This is a genomic window from Acidithrix sp. C25, assembly GCF_904848545.2.
Genome location: NZ_CAJHCI020000006.1, coordinates 359,830 through 377,385 on the forward strand (window position 1 = coordinate 359,830; position 17,556 = coordinate 377,385).

The 17,556-nt window shown below is 52.3% G+C and carries 13 protein-coding genes; 2 read left to right on the forward strand and 11 right to left on the reverse strand.

Features of this window, described 5'->3' with window-relative positions; translation table 11 throughout:
• Positions 1–11: 11 nt before the first annotated feature.
• The 7 genes from ACIDITHRIX25_RS70815 to ACIDITHRIX25_RS70845 form a co-directional block, all read right to left on the reverse strand.
• Positions 12–1,166: an acyl-CoA dehydrogenase family protein gene (locus ACIDITHRIX25_RS70815; RefSeq protein ID WP_201732352.1), complete on the reverse strand. Its 1,155-nt coding sequence runs from the start codon at positions 1,164–1,166 to the stop codon at positions 12–14.
• A 137-nt stretch (positions 1,167–1,303) separates the two neighbouring features.
• Positions 1,304–2,857 (reverse strand): class I adenylate-forming enzyme family protein, encoded by a 1,554-nt coding sequence (locus tag ACIDITHRIX25_RS70820; RefSeq protein ID WP_201732353.1) that lies wholly within the window; start codon positions 2,855–2,857, stop codon positions 1,304–1,306.
• Complete coding sequence (locus ACIDITHRIX25_RS70825) at positions 2,850–4,640, reverse strand: acyclic terpene utilization AtuA family protein (RefSeq protein ID WP_201732354.1); 1,791 nt, start codon at positions 4,638–4,640, stop codon at positions 2,850–2,852. Before ACIDITHRIX25_RS70825 ends, ACIDITHRIX25_RS70820 begins: the two co-directional genes overlap by 8 nt.
• Positions 4,637–5,452 carry a TIGR03084 family metal-binding protein gene (locus ACIDITHRIX25_RS70830; protein ID WP_052606222.1) on the reverse strand — a complete coding sequence of 272 codons (816 nt, stop codon included), beginning with the start codon at positions 5,450–5,452 and terminating at the stop codon, positions 4,637–4,639. The genes ACIDITHRIX25_RS70825 and ACIDITHRIX25_RS70830 overlap by 4 nt, the downstream gene beginning before the upstream one ends.
• Positions 5,452–6,216 (reverse strand): enoyl-CoA hydratase/isomerase family protein, encoded by a 765-nt coding sequence (locus ACIDITHRIX25_RS70835; protein ID WP_052606223.1) that lies wholly within the window; start codon positions 6,214–6,216, stop codon positions 5,452–5,454. The genes ACIDITHRIX25_RS70830 and ACIDITHRIX25_RS70835 overlap by 1 nt, the downstream gene beginning before the upstream one ends.
• Positions 6,213–8,204 (reverse strand): acetyl/propionyl/methylcrotonyl-CoA carboxylase subunit alpha, encoded by a 1,992-nt coding sequence (locus ACIDITHRIX25_RS70840; protein WP_201732355.1) that lies wholly within the window; start codon positions 8,202–8,204, stop codon positions 6,213–6,215. Before ACIDITHRIX25_RS70840 ends, ACIDITHRIX25_RS70835 begins: the two co-directional genes overlap by 4 nt.
• Positions 8,205–8,215: 11 nt before the next feature.
• Positions 8,216–9,814: an acyl-CoA carboxylase subunit beta gene (locus ACIDITHRIX25_RS70845; RefSeq protein ID WP_052606225.1), complete on the reverse strand. Its 1,599-nt coding sequence runs from the start codon at positions 9,812–9,814 to the stop codon at positions 8,216–8,218.
• Positions 9,815–10,014: 200 nt separating this feature from the next.
• Here ACIDITHRIX25_RS70845 and ACIDITHRIX25_RS70850 point away from each other — a divergent pair, with 200 nt between their 5' ends.
• On the forward strand, positions 10,015–11,664 hold the full coding sequence (locus tag ACIDITHRIX25_RS70850; protein ID WP_052606226.1) for an AMP-binding protein: 1,650 nt from the start codon (positions 10,015–10,017) through the stop codon (positions 11,662–11,664).
• A gap of 823 nt (positions 11,665–12,487) precedes the next feature.
• Here the strand turns inward: ACIDITHRIX25_RS70850 and ACIDITHRIX25_RS70855 are convergent.
• The gene (locus ACIDITHRIX25_RS70855; RefSeq protein ID WP_349632142.1) at positions 12,488–12,706 is read right to left on the reverse strand and encodes a ferredoxin family protein; all 219 of its coding nucleotides are present in this window, start codon (positions 12,704–12,706) and stop codon (positions 12,488–12,490) included.
• Between ACIDITHRIX25_RS70855 and ACIDITHRIX25_RS70860 the strand changes: the two genes are divergently transcribed.
• Positions 12,600–12,851 (forward strand): hypothetical protein, encoded by a 252-nt coding sequence (locus ACIDITHRIX25_RS70860; RefSeq protein ID WP_249685623.1) that lies wholly within the window; start codon positions 12,600–12,602, stop codon positions 12,849–12,851. The genes ACIDITHRIX25_RS70855 and ACIDITHRIX25_RS70860 overlap by 107 nt on opposite strands.
• 18 nt (positions 12,852–12,869) lie before the next feature.
• On the opposite strand, the gene ACIDITHRIX25_RS70865 is transcribed toward ACIDITHRIX25_RS70860, so the two are convergent.
• The 3 genes from ACIDITHRIX25_RS70865 to ACIDITHRIX25_RS70875 are packed head-to-tail and all read right to left on the reverse strand — an operon-like array spanning position 12,870 to position 17,555.
• Positions 12,870–14,198, reverse strand: coding sequence for an FAD-dependent oxidoreductase (locus ACIDITHRIX25_RS70865; protein ID WP_201732357.1), 1,329 nt, complete (start codon positions 14,196–14,198; stop codon positions 12,870–12,872).
• Positions 14,199–14,211: 13 nt separating this feature from the next.
• The gene (locus ACIDITHRIX25_RS70870; RefSeq protein WP_201732358.1) at positions 14,212–15,528 is read right to left on the reverse strand and encodes an electron transfer flavoprotein subunit alpha/FixB family protein; all 1,317 of its coding nucleotides are present in this window, start codon (positions 15,526–15,528) and stop codon (positions 14,212–14,214) included.
• Positions 15,525–17,555: a mycofactocin system FadH/OYE family oxidoreductase 2 gene (locus tag ACIDITHRIX25_RS70875; RefSeq protein WP_201732359.1), complete on the reverse strand. Its 2,031-nt coding sequence runs from the start codon at positions 17,553–17,555 to the stop codon at positions 15,525–15,527. The genes ACIDITHRIX25_RS70870 and ACIDITHRIX25_RS70875 overlap by 4 nt, the downstream gene beginning before the upstream one ends.
• Position 17,556: the final 1 nt, after the last annotated feature.

Consider the following 17,556-nt stretch of genomic DNA (forward strand, 5'->3'; position numbering starts at 1 on the left):
GTGCCTTCTTTCTAATATGAGCGGGGAAGCCCGAGAGAATGCTGAGCGACGAAATTGAGAATCATCTCTCGATTGACCGGGGCGATGCGAAGGAGACGGGCCAATCCCCAGTAAGGAACGAGGCCGTACTCGGTGGCTAAACCATTGCCACCATGGGTCTGTATTGCGGCATCGATGGCCGAAAGTGCCGCCTCTGCTGCGGCATACTTTGCCATATTGGCGGCCTCTCCTGCGGGAAGGTGGTTGTCGTGAAGCCAGGCCGCCTTTGTCGTCATCAGGGCAGCTAGTTCTACTTCGATCTTGGCCTTGGCGAGGGCGTGGGATACTCCTTGGTGTGCACCAATCGGGGTATCCCATACCACCCGAACGTTAGCGTATTGCGCGGCGCGTTCTAGGCAATAGCGCCCGATCCCGACACAGAGCCCAGCGCCGGTAATTCGCTCGGGGTTGAGACCCTGAAAGACTTGCTTGAAGCCGTCGCCCTCGGTTCCGACAAGACGGTCGGCAGATACTTTGACATTGTCAAAGTGCAAAGTGAATTGGCGTTCTGGCAACGTAACCGAGACTGGCAGTGGAATTTTTGAAAGTCCAGGCGCATCGCTGTCGACGATAAAGAGCGAGAGGCGTGCCTTTTCGTTCGGAGGTGAGGTTCGTGCAACTACTAAAATCGCATCCGCTTCGTCGACGCCAGAGATGTAGTATTTTTCACCGCTAATACTCCAGCTATCACTATCACCAACACGGTGGGCGAAGGTCGAGAGTCGATGGGTATTGGAACCTGCTGATGGCTCAGTTATGGCAAAGACGATCTTGGATTCACCCGAGGCGAGCTTAGGAAGCCATCTCTCGCGCTGGCTTTGGGTGCCGTAAGTGGCGATCACCTCGCCGGATATTGCGCTTGAAACAAGGAGAAGTAGCAGTGGAGTTCCGCGCGCAGCGCTTTCTTGACAGACCATGGTTAGTTCGACGAGTCCAGCACCGCCCCCGCCGTATTGTTCGGGGAGATTGATGCCAATATAACCGTGGTCCCCAAGGGCTCGCCATAGTTCGGTAGTTGGGGTGCGCGATTCCGCGTGACTCTGGTAGTATTCCGCTCCAAAGTCGTCACAGATCGCGGCGACCGCGACCCTGAGCGCTACGTGTTCTTCATTTTCGGTAAAATCCATCTGGTTTCCTCTTTTAGTCATCCTCTTGTCCACACAGCCTTAATTGTTGAGCTTTAATTTCCCCAGGTAGGCCATTTGGAGGCGATATATGTGGGCAAAATTCACCCTTGAGTTGTTATTGTTATTTCCGACCATGGTCACTTTAGGGTTTCATCTCTTTTGGTGAGTTCGCTAAGGAGGTGGCGTTGAAGTTTGCCGGTGGTGGAGCGAGGAAGATCCTCGGCGCGCATGAAAGTTATCTCACGCGGACGCTTGTATCCCCCGAGACGTTCTTTGCACCAGTTTGTGATCTCCTCCTTGGTGAGTGACGCGCCGGGCCTAAGTACCACAACTGCGCTGACGGCCTCGCCCCAATGTTCGTTGGTAATTCCAAAGACGCACACCTCCTCTACCTCAACCATTGAAGCAATGACCTGCTCGACTTCGGCAGGGTAGATGTTTTCCCCACCGCTCTTGATCAAGTATTTTTTGCGATCCACAAAGGTAAGGCTGCCGTCACCATTTCGAACCAGAATATCGCCGGTGTGGAGCCAGCCACCAGAGAAAGCTTCGGCGGTGGCCACAGGGTCATTCATATACCCGCTCATAACCGAGGGTCCTCGCACTAGGCACTCTCCGGGGACTCCCACTGGTGTTTCGCTTAGATCGTCATTTGCGATTCGAATCTCCATAAGAGGAGCGGGAATCTTGTTCATGCTAGGTGTTTCGCCAGGACCAGATAGTCCATGCGCAATGAGATAGCTCGCTTCGGTCTGCCCGAAGGCATCGTAGAAGTCTATATTCGCTGAGGCGGTTAATTCGGTGACGATGTTGGGCATCATATTGGCATAGCCGATCGCAAAGCGCAAACTCGATAGATCGAAGTCACTACGGGAAGGGTCGTGTAAAAAGTCGGTGATCACCCCGGGTAGGAGCAAGGTCCAGGTGAGCCGGTCGCGCTCTATTACCTTAAACATCATTCGGGCGTCTGCTTTTCTTAAGGTGGCATAGGTTCCACCACTTTGGAGGGTGGCATATAGAGATTCGTCTCCACCGCAATGAAAGAGAGGTAGCCAACCTACAAAGCCATCGTCTGGGGTCAGAGAAAACCACTGTGCCAAGCGCATCGCTCGTATTGCGGCTGCCCCCTGGCTGATCATGGCTCCTTTGGGCCGTCCGGTGGTACCACTGGTATAGAGAACGTTGTAAATATCAGATGACGTAATCTCAATTGCCGGCGGTGGGGGATTCTCTTGCGCAATCATGCTTTCATAGTCAAGATATCCCTTTGTTGGCCCGTCGTAAGTGATCACCAAGGTGGTTTCATTTGAATCAATAAACCCTAAAAGTGAAGGGATTAGTGCGCCAGAGACGATTATCGCCTTGGGAGCGCCAGTTGACAAGCAGTAGGCGATCTCGTCGGGGTGAAAGCGGATATTGATCGTCAAGGCGATGACGCCAAGGGACGAAAGTGCGCAATAGGTCTCGACGTATTCGCTCCGGGTCTCAGAAAGTATCGCTACCTTATCACCTTTTGATATTCCAAGACAATAGAGAGAGCTAGCCAGTCTATGGGACCGCTCAGCGAGTTCGCCATAGGTATAAGCCGCACTTTCAGAGGTAATTGCCCGTCGTTTCGAAAAGATGCGAAAGCTTCGACTAAAGAGGCTATTTAGTGTGATCTGGCATGCAATTGAAGATTGGTCATCCATCGCTGGACTCTTTTGCTAAGAGTTGGATGGGAACCTCGACATATCGTGATCGAATGTACTCGCCGAGCCCTTTGGCTTGGGGATCAAGGCGTGTTGAAGAGGCAACGCCTTCACCGAGGAGACCGATCACCACGAAGTTGATGGCATAGAGATTGGGTAAATCGAAGCGGCGGATTTCTAAATCTTTGGCTTCGGGAAGGAGCTTTCTAAATTGATCTACATCTAGGTAGTCAAAGAGCCACCCAAAGGCCTGAGCGTCGCGCGCCCAGATTCCCACGTTGGCATTGCCCCCTTTATCTCCCGAGCGTGCTCCGCAGAGGCAACCCAAGGGGACGAGGCGCGCTGGCTTTGGGGCAACTTTGGGAAAGTCAAAGGTGGCCGTGTGAATAAGGTCGGCCTTAGGTTGGTTTGATTGTGGTGGCCCCGCTATGGTGAGGCTAGAGCCATCTTGGAGCACCGCGGTGTGGGTAACCAATGATGCTGGGATCAAAGTTGGCCAATAGATAACATATGCACTCTCTGACGTGGGTGGGGAAGTGGTATGAAATCCTGGATAGCCACCTAGAGCTAGTTCAAGTACCCCATTAGAAAATGACCGGCCAACTTTTGTGGGGTCTGGGTCTTTGAGGGTGATGCGTAGGTGCGCTGTGGCCAGCTCATTGAAAAGGGCGTCTTCTCGTTCAAATCGAATCAGCTGTACATCCACTTCGTCGAATTGCTCTGGGCCACCGAGGATTCCAAAGAGCTCTTCGGTGGCCCAGGCGGCCTTTTCTTCTATGTGAAGGCCGGTGAGTACCATGGTCATGGTGTTGCGGTAGCCACCAAAATAATTAAGAGCTACTTTGAGGTTTTGTGTGGGGGCACTTCCGCGGGTCCCAGTGACGAGCACTTGGTTAGTGTCGAGTTGCGCGAGGTTGATGGTGTCAAAATGGGCGATGACATCGGGATTGAGATACTGGGGTTCTGCGATCTCATAGAGCAGTTGTGCGGTGATCGTTCCCACCGAGACCAATCCCCCGGTATCTTGGTGCTTGGTGATCACCGAGGTGCCATCGTGGGCGACTTGAGCGATTGGAAAACCAGGATAGCGACGATCAGTGATTTCGTCCATGAATGCATAGTTGCCTCCTGTAGCCTGAGGTCCGCATTCGATAATGTGGCCAGCTACAACCGCACCGCTAAGTGCGTCATAGTCGTCGCGGCGCCAACCATGCCAGTAGGCGGCGGGTCCCACCACTAAGGATGCATCCGTGACTCTCCCGCAGATCACTATTTCGGCACCGCCCTTTAGCGCCTCGACGATTCCCCAAGCCCCGAGATAGGCATTTGCGGTGATCGGAGCGACATTGGCCTCTTTTAGGGTAAGTCCGGCGTCTAAGTTGGCAAGGTCGTATCCCGATTCGAGAAAGTGAGGGATCGAAGCGATGATGTCGTCTCCGGTGATATAGGCGACATTGACGCTGATTCCGAGACGCTCAGAAAGTGTGCGAATCTCTTCGGCCAATGCCGCCGGATTGAGGCCACCTGCATTGCTTACCACCTTGATGCCGCGATCGACACAGCTACCAAGGACCTGTTCCATTTGTGTGAGAAAGGTTCTGGCGTAGCCGGCGCGCGGATCTTTCTGGCGCGCCTTCCATAGAATTGCCATGGTGAGTTCCGCGAGATAGTCTCCGGTGAGAAAGTCAATCGGGCCACCTTCGACCATCTCCTTGGCAGCTATGAGGCGATCTCCGTAGAAGCCTGAGCAGTTTCCGATGCGAACTGCGCGCTTTTGGGTCATTTGGATCCTCCTTGGTCTGCGAGGGATGCTTGAGTCTCTCGCCCTGGTCCCACAGCACCGGCATAGGCCTGGGCGATGTGCATCCACTCCGAGGAGATTGGGCCACTGGTGGTGATCTTGGTTTCACTAATGTTGCGGCGCTGGGTGACCACGAGACAAAAATCCAGAGCACTTGCTACCACCACTTCTTTTGCCTCTTGCGGGCCGAAGTTCCAAATGGAACCATCAGGAGCGCCAAGTTCTACTCGCACGGCTTCTTTTGGTATTTGGAGGTTTCGAAGCGTGTAGGAAAACTCTCGGGTGTTAAAGCCGAGATGGGCGATGTGGCGCAAACGATTTGTTGGAACGATCTGAAGCGCCAACGTATCGGCAATGTCGACGCCATGGGCCCAAGTCTCCATGAGGCGAGCGGTGAGAGAACTTGCGGCGCTCATATCCGGACCGTACCACTTTAGACGCTGGCGAGCATCGATTCCAGTGAAAGCGCTAACAAGGTCGGAACGGGCTTGCTTTAGCCATTCTAGGAGCTTGGCTGGAGTGACGTCGTGGTATTTCTTTGCCACCTCATCGGGAAAGGAGTCTCCGTAGGCGCTAAGCGCACCAGCGTCACTTTGAAACTTCTCAGGGTCATCTAACGACAATAGCGCTGCCTCGTCGAAGTAGGCGAGGTGGCTCACCTGGTCTCGGATTGCCCAACCAGAAGCAGGGGTCGGTAACTCCCAGGCGGAATCCTCCAGTGGAGCGAGCATCGCTACTACCACTTTAGTTTCGGCGACGAGATCATCAAGTAGGTTGCTCATGTCAATAGCCATTATTTTCCACTCCAATTCGGTTGGCGCTTTTCTTGGAATGCGCGAGGTCCCTCTTGCGCATCGCTACTGAGATAGACGGGAGCCCAGATGCGTTCAGCCTCCGCGAACGCTTGTGTTAGGGGCATCTCGGAAATTAGCCGCGCTGTCTTCTTTGCTGCGATTACCGATAGCGGAGCATTGGCGGCGATAGTTTCAGCGAGCCTCTGGGTGGCCTCGACTAGATCTTTAGCGGGGACGACTTTGTTGATGAGGCCGAGTTGATAAGCTCGGAGTGCGTCGATGGGCTCTCCTGTAACCAGGATCTCCATCGCTACCTTTTGAGGTATTATCCCTGATAGCGGCGCCGCCCAAGGCGAACCGCGTCCCACTTTGACTTCAGTGATGGCGAACCTAGCGGTTTTGGCTGCAACGATCAGATCGCAGTTTTGAGCGAGTAGAAATCCTCCCGCATAAGCGATGCCATTTACCGCTGCAATGGTGACTTTGTCGGTATGGATATTTCGCCCTAGCTGGGGGACGAAGTCGACCGGTGGAATCTCAAGTGCGGTCTGGGCCATCTCCACTAGGTCTCCGCCAGCACAAAAGGCCTTGTCGCCGGCGCCGGTGAGTACCAACACGCGGGCGCTCTTATCGTCGTTGAAGTGGTGGAACCCCTCGAATAGGCCCTCGCGGACCGCTTTATTTAGAGCATTGCGCGCTTGGGGGCGGTTGATGGTAAGCCAGGCGACTTCGCCCCTAAGTTGATAGGTGACTGTATCGTTCACTGGCCCCCCTCCATTACCGCGAGCACGAAACCTACATCAACGGCTTGTCCGCTTTTTATGTGCAGGGCCTGGATGGTGCCGGCGGCTGGTGCACGCACGGTGTGTTCCATCTTCATCGCTTCGAGCACTACGATTGGGGCTCCAGCGGGGACCTCTTGTCCAATGGCGGCCAGAACCCGAAGTACAACTCCAGGCATCGGTGCCAACAAGGATCCCGGAGCGTCCCGCGAATCGGGCTCGGGAAAGCGAGGTACTTCCACTAGGGCACAAGTACCTAATGCGCTATCGACGTAGCAGGTTTGTCCGACTCGATGGATCTCGATGCGGTGGCGCACTCCTGCGATTGCCAGATCCACCTGGGTCGCGCTGGCGCAAAAGAGGACTATTTCGCCAAAGGAGGAGTCGTCTACTTGAGCTTGGAGACCGTTTCGGCCAAAGCGATATGAGACCTCGAGTTCTTGGTTTCCGATCGCCCAGCGCTGTCGCTGAGGGCCATTTTGAACGTTGCGCCAACCCGAGGGGAGGCTTATTTGGACTTTGGCATCCCTTCGTCTTGTAGCTTGGTCAGCCAAAGATGCCGCTAGACAATGTATTGCGATTATCTCGGGGCTATGGGTGGAGGCGATGAGCTCGATCGGATTGTGGCGTACCAAATATCCGGTGTCAATAGCCCCGCCAGCAAAGTCATCTTCGCGTAGGATGGCCACTAGGAGGTCGCGGTTGCTGATTACGCCGTGAATTTTGGCTTTAGATAGCGCTCGGGCAAGAAGGCGACGTGCCTCATCTCTGGTTGACCCATAGGCGATAACCTTAGCGAGCATCGGGTCGTAGTGGATATCCACTTTGGATCCCTCGGCCACCCCGGAGTCTACCCTCAACCCTGCGAAGGTGGGAATTTCAAATTTCACCAGTGTCCCGCTGGAAGGGAGGAATCCGGCGGTGACGTCCTCGGCATAGAGGCGGGCTTCTATGGCCCAGCCACGAATAGAGGCATTGAGGACCGCTGGGGGCAGGGCGATGCCCTCTGCTACGCCGAGTTGCAACGCCACGAGGTCAAGGCTGGTTATTGCTTCGGTTACGGGGTGCTCCACCTGAAGGCGGGTGTTCACCTCGAGGAAGAAGAACTTTCCATCGGTGCCCATAACGAACTCAACCGTCCCCGCACCGACATATCCAATTGCTTGCGCTGCTTTTACTGCGGCGGCACCTAATTCAGCGCGAAGATCATCGGTTACCGCCATCGATGGTGCCTCCTCAATGATCTTTTGATATCGCCTCTGGATCGAGCACTCTCGCTCGAAGAGGTGCACAGCATTGCCATGGGTATCAGCAAAGATCTGTACTTCGATGTGGCGAGGAGACTCCACGTAATGTTCCAGAAATACCGTACCATTGCCAAATGCGGATTCTGCTTCACGCCGTGCCGAGGCGATGGCATGGATGAGTTCGTTGGGGTTATTGACCGCGCGCATCCCACGTCCACCCCCACCAAAAGCTGCTTTTACCAAGAGGGGATAGCCAACTGTTCGGCCAGCTTCGTCTCCAATATCACTTTTGAGCTCTTCGTCGTCGGCGATGGTGATTCCACTTAGGACCGGAACTCCAGCTGCAGCCATGAGTTCTTTGGCGAGAATCTTAGATCCCATCGAGGCAATGACATTAGGCGCAGGACCGACAAAGATCAACCCTGCTTTGGCGCAGGCCGATGCAAATGGGGCATTTTCTGAGAGAAAGCCATAGCCAGGGTGAATTGCGTCGCAGCCGGTTCTTAATGCCGCAGCGATAATGAGATCGTCGCGTAAGTAGGTCTGCGATGGTGCGTTGCCCGCCAGGGCAACCGCCTCGTCGGCCTCTTTGACATAGGGCGCATCGGCGTCTGAGTCGGAATAGATCGCTACGGTGGCGATGTCCATCCGTCGTGCGGTGGCAATAATACGGGAGGCGATTTCGCCGCGGTTTGCGATGAGAAGTTTTCGAATTGGCGCCATATCGTTGCTCCTTACATCCGAAAGACGCCAAAGCCCTGGCGTCCTTGTACTTGATTTGAGTGTGCTGCTGAAAGTGCGATCCCAAGGACCGTACGGGTATCACGGGGGTCGATGACACCATCGTCATAGAGGCGTGAGGTGATGTAAAAAGCGTGCGATTCGCGCTCTATCTGCTCTTTGATTGCGAGGGTTCGGGTCGCATCGGCCTCTAAATCGAAGTCACGCCCCGCCGCCTCTGCCCCTTGGCGCGCCACGATGGAGAGCACCCCGGCGAGTTGTTGTGCTCCCATCACTGCGAGTTTGGCATTGGTCCATGCGAACATGAAGCGCGGATCAAAGGCTCGACCCGACATTCCGTAGTTTCCGGCCCCAAATGAAGCTCCGATGTTGATGGTGATGTGGGGTACGGTGGAATTGGCGACAGCGTTGATCATCTTCGCGCCGTCTTTTATGATCCCATCTTGTTCATAGGTGGTTCCCACCATATATCCCGTTGTGTTCTGCAAGAAGATCAGCGAGGTGTCGCTCTGATTGGCTAAAAGAATGAACTCGGTTGCCTTCTTTGCCTCATCGCCAAAGAGGACGCCGCGAGCGTTCGCTAAAATCCCCACTGGATAACCATGGATCCAAGCCCAGCCCGTAATAAGGCTTGTGCCATAAAGTGCCTTGTATTCGTCGAAACGCGAGCCATCCACGACTCTGGCAATAACATCTTTGGGGTCCATAGGAATGCGAAAGTCGCCTGAAGCGATACCAAGAAGCTCTTCGGGATCATATAGAGGTGGATCAACCTTCGGCGACGGAGGTGGGCCGAGCTTGCGCCAGTGGAGATCGCTAATGATCTGGCGTCCGATACGGATGCAGTCGAGCTCATCGAGGGCAAAGTAGTCCGAAAGGCCAGAGACACGTGAGTGCATCTCGGCACCGCCGAGAGCTTCGTCGTCAGCGTCTTCCCCTGTGGCCATCTTGACCAATGGGGGTCCTCCGAGAAAGACCTTGGCGTGACGATCGACTAATACCGCGTAGTCGCACATCCCTGGAACATAGGCGCCGCCGGCAGTGGAGTTTCCAAAGACTAGGGCAATAGTGGCGATACCCATCGCAGATAGTGCGGTGAGATCATGAAATAACCGTCCTGCGGGAACGAAGAGTTCTGATTGGGTGGGAAGATCCGCTCCCCCGGACTCCACGAGATTGATAACCGGAAGGCGGTTACATCGTGCAATTTCCAGGGCGCGCAGGTTCTTTTTTAGACTGATGGGATTCATTGCGCCGCCTCGAAGTGTGGGGTCATGAGCAATGATGACGCACTCTACGCCCTCTACTATCCCGATGCCGGTCAAGATACTCGCGCCAACTGCAAATTCGCTACCCCAGGCCGCGAGAGCGGAGAGCTCCAAAAAAGGTGAGTCTTGATCAATTAGGAGTTCGACGCGTTCGCGTGCCAAAAGTCGCCCGCGATTGTGATGGCGCTGGGCATACTTCGGACCACCTCCAGCGCGGACCGCTTCGAGTTGCTCATCCAAGGCGGCGACCGCCGCGAGCTGGTCACGTCGATTTTGGAGATAAGTCTCACTAGAGGGGTCGATAGTGGATTTTAGAACTGGCAAGTGTAACCTCTCTCAGACCAGACGAATGTTACTGGTGATTCACTAAGAAGTACTTTAGATGACGCTAAAGTAGATTCTTGCAATAATTTGGCTCATTTATTGAAAAAATATGGCTATTTCACGATGACCGATGCCAGATTTGCTAGCATCAAGGAAATTAGAATTCACTAGTAGTAGCTATTTTTAGCGGGGAGCCGGCGATGGACATCGATGTGACGAGCCTAAGTGGTCGGCGCGCGATCAATAGATGGGAGCGCACCAGCATTGGTGATGTTATTGAGCGCGTCACTTGGAGCTACCCTAACAAGGAGGCGATTATCGGGTGGGAGGGAGCCTATGGCCACCCCGAGTTTGCCCGCCTTACCTATCGCCAGGCAGACGAGCTCGCCAACCGCTTCGCCAATGCGCTGATTGCTCGGGGTCTTACCCAAAGCGATCGAGTGCTGCTCTTTTGTGAGAACTCAGTTGAAGCCTTTGTGGCTAAGATTGCTATCGCCAAAGCTGGTGGAGTGGGGGTTCCGCTTAATCCCTCGCTAGCACCTGATGTAGTGGCAGAGCTAATTGCTCGAACACAACCACGTTTTAGCGTGGTTGACTCCGAACTTTGGGTGCGTGCAAAGGAGGCTTTTAGGGCTGCGGGCTTAGGTGTGGATGTAACTATTCCCATCGGCGGCGGCGCGATAGATTCAAGCCTCACCTTTGGCGACTTCGTGGCGGGCTATCCCTCTAGCGAGCCCAAGGTGGTCATTCACGGCGATGACATCTGGGAGATACTGTTTACCTCTGGCACTACCGCGCTTCCCAAGGGGGCGATGATAAGCCACTCCGGCTCGGTTATGGGTGCCTATAGCTTTGCCCTTACCCTAACTCGGGGTATTCACATCGAATGTGACCTAAAGTTGGCGACCTTTCTTCCAATCATCTATCACGTAGCTGACCAGGTCTTTACTTTTCCAGCCTTTTTCAGCGGTGGGACCCTTATTATCGGAAGGCGCCCGGTAGCGGAATCGATCGTAGCGGCAATCACCCAAGAGAAGATTACCGCACTCTGGGGTGGATCACCAGCGATGGTAAATGCTCTTGCCAAAGTGGTCGCGACCGATAGTGGCGAACATGATATTTCTAGTCTCAGTGTGATCGTCTATGGCTGGGCGGCATTGTCGCCTGCGACCCTTCAAATTCTCAAAGAACGCGCCGGCACCGATCTTGTTGCAGTAGAGATCTTTGGTCAAACTGAGTGCATATCCTGCCATCGCTTTTGGCCAGATAAATGGCCTGAAGTTTATGAGAGAACTGCACCGGAGCACAACTACGTGGGGGTGCCAAACCCCATGCTGGCATCGGTGGTCGTTGACGCTATGGGCGAGTCACTCGAGGGCCAGCCCTGGGTGGCCGGTGAGGCGATCTATCGATCGCCAGCTGTTACGGCAGGATACTATCTCGATGCCGCCGCCACCGGAGAAGCCTTTCGTGACGGATGGTTTCATTCAGGGGATAGCTGTGTCTATGACGAGCAAGGTCTTCGCATTATGGTCGATCGCTTCAAGGATATAGTGAAATCTGGTGGTGAAAATGTCTCTACGATTCGTGTGGAAGCGATTTTGCACCAGCACCCCGGGGTGACAAAGGCTGCGGTTATTGGAGTCCCAGATGAACGTTGGGGCGAGGCGGTTACTGCAGTGGTGGTTCCCCTCGAACTCGGAGGCACAAGCGAAGGCGAGATCATAGCTTTTTGTCGCGAGCGCCTCGCAGGCTTTGAAACTCCGAAATCGGTAATCTTTGTCGAAGAATTGCCAGAGACGGTGGGTGGCAAGGTCTTGAAATACAAACTCCGCCAGCAGTTTCGCTAAAATTGCTTGACCAATAAAAAACAGCCCTTCGTGATTGGCGAGCGGCACACTGACCCAATCACCTAGGCCCTGCCTCATGTTATCGTTTTCTTTGCATTACAATCAGGCATTACAATCAGGCATTACATTTGCGACTTTGGTAATCCAAGGCCAAGCCCGCTTGGCCAGCTAAATACCCAAATGGTCATTTCGGCATTCCAAAGCTCTTTATAAGTGGTTTGTGTAATTCTATGCCAATACGTTTTTCTTATCAACTAAGCCATTTCTAAATGACAGTTTTGATATTCCGCGGCTTTACTGGCCAGTTCGCTCACTTGAGGATTCCTAGCCATCCCGAGTCCTTGATGGAAGATCTACTGTAGCCAAAAATAGGGCGAGGATCGATAGTGGTCCCTTTCAGCAAATGCACTGACGTCTTCCGCCCCAACAACTGCTGATACTAATTATTAGCCACATAAAATGGGATAAGCACGGCTCGGCAATGGGTCGCGCTTATCTGACTAGCTCACGCCGGTTTTTTTTTGTTAATTGTTGGAGTTTCACGGATAAACACAACAAGATAATAGCACCATTTCAGGGGTAATGCAAGTTATCATTAAAACTAGCCAAAAATTAGGACACTACATTCGCAACCCAAAAAGACCTAATAGCCATCTGCGAGGGCTTATGTAAATCACCTCAGTGGAAAATCGTCCAGAATCGCCTCGAAAGGGGCCAATTGGCGCGATTCTTCGGGAATTCTGCGAAAGATGGGCCAACGAAAAGTCAAAGAAATAGGCAAGGCGCTGCACAAAGTTGCGACTTAGCTAGGTTGTCTGCGTGACTAGGAGTGCAAAAAGTCTACCCCATAGCCGCCAGTTGGGTAGTTCCATGTGATTGCGCCCTCTTGGTTGCAGACCAAATAGCAAGTCCCACATTCAAAGCAGTTCTCGTAGTTGAAGATCATCGAACCATTTGAAGTTTCAACAAATAATGAGGCTGGACAGGCTATGAGACATCGACGATCTGAGCAGCTTTCACAGATCGTTGAATTTAAGACTATGTGGGCTTTAGGTGAGATCCTAAAGTTCACACTCTCAAGAACATCATCGACGATGATTTGGTCATTTTTCTTTGGAGCAACTGTGGTTTTTGGGCGGTTGAATACGATCTTTGGGGAGTTGTCGGGCGTCATCTTCACCTTGTAGTTTCATTGGTAAATTTATTCATTTGAACGATCGAAACCCTCTGATTCCTAGTTGAATCAACTCTTTCTTTGAGATCTTGTTTGCCTTTATCGCCGAGAATATCGCCTTTGGAATACCAACCTTTGGGAGGGGGTCTCGCACTTTGAAGAGTTCGTCAAAGATGTCGCAAGCGAGTTTGGGCATCTTGTTTTGTACGATTGGAGACATCACCAGCTCTGGGGCTGATTGAAATCTAGAGTGATTCTTACCCACAAAGCTCTCATCTATCTGTCTCTTGTAGATCGAGAGGCCCTCTTTTGTAACGTCGCCTTTTCTAATAGCTTGTGCGCTAGCCCTACCGGCTAGATCTCCTGATGCTATTGCATAGTTGACACCTTCGAGCCATATGCCAGCCGCTAGGCACATAAATCCACTGTCACCAGCGATTAAAAGGCCATCGCTATAGAGCTCGGGCCAACCTTTTTTTCCTGCTTCAGGAATCAAATGAGCGCCATATTCTAAGTCAGTTCCACCTTTTATGAGGTCTTTGATCGATGGGTGGTTGCACAACCCAGAGAGGATCTCCTCAGGACGAACTTTAGATTTTGAAAAAGAATCGAGCGAGAGGACGACACCAATTGAGATCGATGACCGATTGGTGTATAAGAACCCCCCTCCGCTTACTCCCATGGTGCACCCAAGGATCTCAATATCGGTGCCCTGGAAGCTATTTGGCTGATTGAAGCGTTCGTTTATTGTGGTCTCGTCTAGTTCAATTACTCTTTTGACCCCAAGGGTGTAGTGGTGCGAGCTGAGCTCGCTAAAGAGGCCAGCCTCTTTAGCTATGAACGAGTTCGCACCATCGGCTGCGATCACCACCTTGGCGCTAAGTGGAATATCGCCCCGATCCGTATAGACAAGCGTCTTTGCGTTTTTTGCAAGGGAGCGATCTAGGGAGGTAACTGTCGTTGCATTTAGCAGAGTGGCGCCTTCTTTTACCGCTTGGTCGGCCAACCAAGAGTCAAAGAGGGAGCGCTTTACGGTAAATCCATTTGGAATCTCATCTACCCAGTTGGGGTTGTCAACCACCAGTGAGGTGGATCTATTGCCATCTATTGCCATCGTAACTCTTCGTGAGATGGCTCGTTCTATCGGGGCATCTTCTAAAAAGTTAGGAATTAGCTCCGATAAGATAGCAGGGTAGACGACCCCGCCAAAGAGGTTCTTTGAGCCAGGAGCTCTTCCTCGTTCTATTAGACATACCGAAAGGCCCAACCTGGCAGCGCTAATTGCAGCGCTTGAGCCCGCGGGGCCGGCACCTACCACGATTACGTCCCATTCGACATTTGGGTTATGGTCTTTTGTCAACTATGGCCCTTTGTTAGTTCGAAGTGGTGGAAGTGGCATTAGATGTTACTCGAGCTATTATTGCCTCGATCACCGCTGTTGCATCTGCTTTTATGGATAGGTCGGCCGAATTTGTAATTGGCGCACCCTCATCTATATTGATTGAGATCATCTCCTGGGCTCGAGCGATTCCACCCATGTGTTGAGGCGCCCCAGAAACTCCAAAGGCCACATAGAGTTTTGGCTCTATCGAGATGCCAGTAGTTCCAATTTGCCTATCGTGGCCACACCAACCAAAGTCAAAGGCTACCCTTGTGGCCCCGTATTGAACCTCAAGGAGTTTGGCTGCTTCTACCACTTTGGCAAAGGCAGCTTTGGATCCAACTCCGGCTCCGATTCCAAAGACAATTGGAGCATCGAATAATCCAGCACTTTGATCCTTGGCAACTTCGATGACGGTGGTCGAAATTATAGGGTCACCCTTATCATTTGTAAGTTGCCAGGTTTTTGATGTTGCTAACTCCCCAATCAAATGCCCAAGGCATTCTCCGTCTTTATAGATGAGATGAGTGCTAGTAAGAAGTGGTAGTTGCCCGGGTGCACAAGATTCGTTGTTGTCGTCATTGTCATTATTATTGTCGTTGGCTTGGCCTTTTGCCAGTTTATTTCCCATGGCATTTGCCAGTTCGTATGCTAAGTCATTGGCGAGATTGTCTTCGATTTCGCCGGGAATATCGGGGGAGTCTGTGGAGGATTGCATCGATGGCACTTGGCTTGAGAGATGATCTTCAATCCATCTCATTGCGTGGTTAGCGGCGATGCTGAGCTCTTGGGATTGATTAGATTTGGCTCCTCTGTGGTCGTTATGGAGGTAGTAAGCGATCAGGTTGTTTTGAGCGATGGGGTAGCAGCGGATTTTTTTCGATCTCTCTCTGACTCTAAAGGCTTGAGCTCGTACCTCTTCTAAGGGTCCGATAGCGAGTCGATTCAATGTTGCGCTTAGACGACCGGCTAATGCGATTATCTGAGCAGTTCCGACGATTACGACATTTTGATTGGCGTGTCTTTGGATCAATTCGCCAAGGGCCGTTGCTTTGGCCTCACAGGAGTCGTCTTCTAGGATAAGGAGATTGACGCGTGCTTTTTCTTGGGCTTTGGAAAGTGACAAGAGCGCCTCTTTTAGGGCTGAGCGATGGACCATGATCGCAAGATTGATTGAGATCGATCTTGAAGAGATCGCATTTAGTGGACCCGGTACATATGGCCCATCTATCACTACGATTATTTGTGGATTTGAAGTTGAGGGGTTATTTGACGGTCTCGAGTTAGGCGATAGTTTGTTTTTGATCACCTAAGGGCTCCAAGGCGAGATGAGCGAGATTCCCCTAGTAACAAAGCAAGACTTTGGGGTGCTCTTTGGCCCTCTAAGATCGCGCTATGTGCGCGCCGAGGCGACAATGCGTCACCAATGGCAATGGCTGGAATTTTGGCTTGGAGCGCGTGATGGTAGAGCTCGTTGTTGGAGCGTCTATGGGTGGCTAAAAAGAGATGATCTCCATAGATTGAATCGGTCTTACCGATTATATGATTTAGGGTTCCAAGGGTTTTTTGAGCGACATGGGTTCCAAGGGTATTTCGCAAGAAGGTAATATTTCGTCCCGCCATCGACGCCCTCCACAGCTCCAAGTCCAAGGTAACTCCAAGGTCTTGAGCAATAACCATCGAGGGGGTGATAAAGACGACATTTACCCCCCGGTCCAAGAGATAGGTCGCAGCCGAGGTGGCTTGGTGAAAGCCTAATTCATCAAAGATGATTGCGGTCTCACCTGCCTTGGGCTGGACCCTTTTCTCAAAGAGCCAGTTGACGTCGCTGATGCTCATTTGATCTTCGTCCGACCCCTGATAGTCAGAGATCCAATATGGTTTGTTGTGTGATGAGCCAGATGCCACAACTATTGCATCCGCATTGAGCTCCGCTAAATCGTCTTCAGTTATCTTGGTGTTGGTGGTTATCTCAACTCCAAGTTCTCGAAGTGCATTTAGCTGATTTCTAACCAGGTCGCCAATCTCGTTTCGAGCGGGGAGACTAGCGCCAAGAAGGATTTGGCCTCCGGGATTTGGGCTCGCCTCAATTAGGGCAACTATTGCGCCGGCTTGACTAAGAGAGATAGCAGCCTGTAGGCCAGCGGGTCCCGCCCCGATAATTGCGACCTTTGGATAGTCTTGGCCCTTTGCTTTGGATCGAAAGTTCACCTTTTCTTCGGGAGTTGCCTCTCGTCCAGTATTTGGATTTTCAATACAGCCAAGCCATCGATTGAGTCCCATGCGACCAACACACTCTTGATTGCAAGAGAGGCAGTACCTAATAGCTTGAAGATCCTTACCCTTTGCTTTATTGGCGAAGTCTGGATCAGCGATCTGTCCTCTAACGACTCCGACTAGATCGCAGTGGCCTAAGGCGATTGCCTTATCAGCTTGAAGTGGATCTTTGAATCTTCCAACTCCAACAACTGGTATCGAGACCTCTTTTCGAATGGCGCTTGGGATAAAGAGGCTGTATCCAGGTGGTATCGCCATCGAGGCTTCGATGGCAAAGAGAGAGGCGGTTGCAACGCCAATGGAGCTATTTATGTAGTCGACTGACTTTGTGGCATCGACCGCTTTGGCGACTTCAACCGCTTCGTCGATTCGCATCCCTCCTTCGATTAGCTCATCTCCACAGATCCGAACACCCAGTGCCTTGTCGGGGCCAATAGTAGCGCGAACACGATCGATAATCTCGAGCATTAATCTCGAACGATTTTGAAGATCCCCGCCCCACCTATCTGAGCGATGGTTGGTCGCGCCCGATAGAAAACACCGCACGATCGAAGAGTGAGAGCATTGAAGCTCGATCCCGTCGAAACCTCCCTCGATGGCATTTTTGGCTACGTTGGCGTATCCATCGATCACTTCGAAGATCTCATCTTCGGTTACTTCGTGGGGAACTTCTCTAAATAAGGGGTCATAGATTGGCGATGCTCCCCAGACCGCTCTTCTTGAGTACATACCCGATGCTTGAGAGCCGTTGTGGTTGATCTGTGCGAAGATTGGCGTTCCATGAGCGTGAACTGCGTTAGTAATAGCCCTGTATCCCTCGATTACTTTTTTGTCGAAGCCGTGGATCAGCTTTTCATAGGGCCAATCGGTGGGATGGACCGAGTGTTCCTCGGTGATGATCAGACCTGCTCCACCATTTGCACGGGCTTGATAGTACTTTACGTGTTGGTCAGTCGGAAGCTGATCAACGGCATAGTTGGTTAAATGCGCCGAGAAGATTATTCGATTAGAAAGCGTGATTGGCCCAAGTTTGAGGGGTGAAAATAGGTAGTCGTACACC

What these genes read in the sequence shown, in the direction of transcription:
- ACIDITHRIX25_RS70815 (WP_201732352.1), bottom strand. Translation starts at nt 1,166, where the DNA reads ATGGATTTTACCGAAAATGAAGAACACGTAGCGCTCAGGGTCGCGGTC.
- ACIDITHRIX25_RS70820 (WP_201732353.1), bottom strand. Translation starts at nt 2,857, where the DNA reads ATGGATGACCAATCTTCAATTGCATGCCAGATCACACTAAATAGCCTC.
- ACIDITHRIX25_RS70825 (WP_201732354.1), bottom strand. Translation starts at nt 4,640, where the DNA reads ATGACCCAAAAGCGCGCAGTTCGCATCGGAAACTGCTCAGGCTTCTAC.
- ACIDITHRIX25_RS70830 (WP_052606222.1), bottom strand. Translation starts at nt 5,452, where the DNA reads ATGGCTATTGACATGAGCAACCTACTTGATGATCTCGTCGCCGAAACT.
- ACIDITHRIX25_RS70840 (WP_201732355.1), bottom strand. Translation starts at nt 8,204, where the DNA reads ATGGCGCCAATTCGAAAACTTCTCATCGCAAACCGCGGCGAAATCGCC.
- ACIDITHRIX25_RS70850 (WP_052606226.1), top strand. Translation starts at nt 10,015, where the DNA reads ATGGACATCGATGTGACGAGCCTAAGTGGTCGGCGCGCGATCAATAGA.